Annotated in this window: 1 protein-coding gene; it reads left to right on the top strand. The window is 42.6% G+C overall.

Going from position 1 to position 770, the window contains the following annotated elements; translation table 11 throughout:
- Positions 1 to 21 precede the first annotated feature (21 nt).
- A partial coding sequence (locus FNN09_RS20865; RefSeq protein ID WP_143304424.1) for a DUF5077 domain-containing protein occupies positions 22 to 770 on the top strand: 749 nt, incomplete at its 3' end.

Raw genomic sequence — 770 nt, 5'->3', positions numbered from 1 at the left:
TATGTGTTAAAGAATAAATAAATGAAGAAAGTATTTGGTGTCCTATTCACCCTGGTCATTGCTTTATCGTCGTGTACAGACAATAGTTCGATTGATTTTGCTGCTTCAGTTCCCTTAGCCGGTAACGCCTGGCTAAATGGAGATGAGGTACCTGCCAAAAGAAACCGTTTTAGTAAGGAGGGAGTTCTTAACTGGGCTGAGCAGGATAAAACCGTACGTATCTATTTCCGTACAGAGCACACCGGTAAAATATACCTGGGGCTGCGTGCTAAAGCTCAAGATGGCCCATCTAAAATTAAATTGTCTTTTAAGGGTAAACAGCAGGGTATTGCCATAAGTGATACCAGCTGGCAAGATATAGAAGTTGGTGTTTTTAAGATTGAAAAGCCGGGTTATCATACTGTTGAGCTGATTGGTTTCGAAAAGACCGGCGAATCATACGGCCAGTTTAAAGACCTGTTGATTGGAGGCGAAGCAACGCTTGATTCGGTCTATTATGTGAAGGATAGTTTTTACTGGGGACGCCGTGGACCTTCTGTTCACTTAAACTACCAGGTTCCTGAAGAAGCTGGTGATATTGAATATTTCTATAATGAGATTACTGTTCCGGAAGGTGAGGATGTATTAGGGTCTTATTTTATGGCCAATGGTTTTGCGCAGGGCTACTTTGGCATTCAGGTCAATTCGTCTGAGGAACGACGGATCTTGTTCTCAGTATGGAGCCCCTATAAAACGGATAATCCTAAAGAGATACCAGAAGACCAGCGCAT

This window comes from Carboxylicivirga sp. M1479 (assembly GCF_007097485.1).
In the GTDB taxonomy this organism is placed as follows: domain Bacteria; phylum Bacteroidota; class Bacteroidia; order Bacteroidales; family Marinilabiliaceae; genus Carboxylicivirga.
The sequence above is the reverse complement of the archived record's forward strand: the minus strand, read 5'-3'. Positions and strand labels throughout refer to the sequence as shown.